Source organism: uncultured Limnohabitans sp. (assembly GCF_937889215.1).
Classification (GTDB): Bacteria; Pseudomonadota; Gammaproteobacteria; order Burkholderiales; family Burkholderiaceae_C; genus Limnohabitans_A.
Genome location: NZ_CALBEX010000180.1, coordinates 1 through 1,328, shown reverse-complemented (window position 1 = coordinate 1,328; position 1,328 = coordinate 1). Strand labels below are relative to the sequence as shown.

The following is a 1,328-nucleotide window of genomic DNA, read 5'->3' as shown; positions in this document are numbered from 1 at the left end:
AGCCCCCACGCCAAAGTGGCGGTCCGCCAAGAATCGGTATTGGGCACGGGTCAAACCCAAGCGGCCCTGGGTTTCATCGAGCACGACAAAATCATTGCCGGCCCCTTGCATTTTGGTAAAGCGGATGTGCATGGCGGCGATTATCGCCCTTGGTCAGCACGCCAAGGGCAGGCCTCGTGTGTGAGCCCCCTGATAATGGGGCATGGCACGCACATCCCAACTCCTGTACCCCCAACGTGAACCCGCGCCCCTGCGCCCAGCCGCCACTGTGCTGCTTTTGCGCGACGGCCCGCAAGGCCTGGAGGTCTTGATGACCCGCCGCGCCACGACGGCCAGTTTTGCGCCAGGCGCGTATGTGTTTCCGGGCGGGGGCATCGATGCCGCCGACACGTTGGCCCACGCCCAAGCCACCCGCCGCCCCCTGCAAAGCGACTTGCACCTGACGCAGGCCATTGCCGCGATCCGCGAGAGTTTTGAGGAACTGGGCATTTTGCTGGCCCGCCATGCCAACGGCCGCTGGGCCGACAACACCGACATCGCGCAACTTGACCGCCAAGCCCCGTTTGCCGCGCAATGCCAAACCCTGGGTTTGACCCTCGCTGCCGAACAGGTCTATGTGCTGGCCCACTGGATCACCGACCGCGACCTGCCACGCCGCTTTGACGTGCCCTTTTTGGTGGCCCGCATGCCCGAAGGCCAAACCCCGGTGGCCGATGAGTCCGAACAGTTTGAACCCGTCTGGGTGCGCCCACAAGACGCGCTGGCACGTCACGAAGCGGGCCAGTTTTTCATCATCTTCCCGACCATCCGCACGCTCGACCGCCTCAAAGCCTTTGCCACCGTAGACGCGGTGCTGCAAGCCTGCGCGGTCAACGACGAGCCGCTTTGGACCAGCTGCCCCCGTGCCGGTTGGCTGGCGGGCAACGAAGCGCGCTACATGGAGCACGAAGCCCCGTTTGGCGAGCTGGCCTTGGTCACCCCCGACGGGCAAATCCACCACCACCTGGACTGGAAAACCGACCAGCCGGTGCCCCTGCTCAAAAACGTGCAGCGCCTGACCGCCCCCAACCCCGGCGTCATGACCGGCCCTGGCACCAACAGCTATTTGGTGGGTGACCCCGACACCGGCTACATCGCCATCGATCCCGGCCCGGCCGACGACGAGCACCTGCAACGCCTGTGGCGTGCGGCGGGCGGGCAAATCAAAGCGATTGTGTGCACCCACTCACATCCGGACCATTCACCCGGCGCAGCGCCCTTGCAGGCGCTTTGCACCAGATCGGAAGAGCGTCGTGTAGGGAAACCTCTATGTGTAGATCTCGGTGGTC

At 64.8% G+C, this 1,328-nt stretch carries 1 pseudogene; it reads right to left on the bottom strand.

The features are described 5' to 3' along the window. Positions 1-132 (bottom strand): annotated as a pseudogene (locus tag Q0341_RS04655) (diaminopimelate epimerase); the annotation flags it as partial. Between the last annotated feature and the right edge of the window lie 1,196 nt (positions 133-1,328).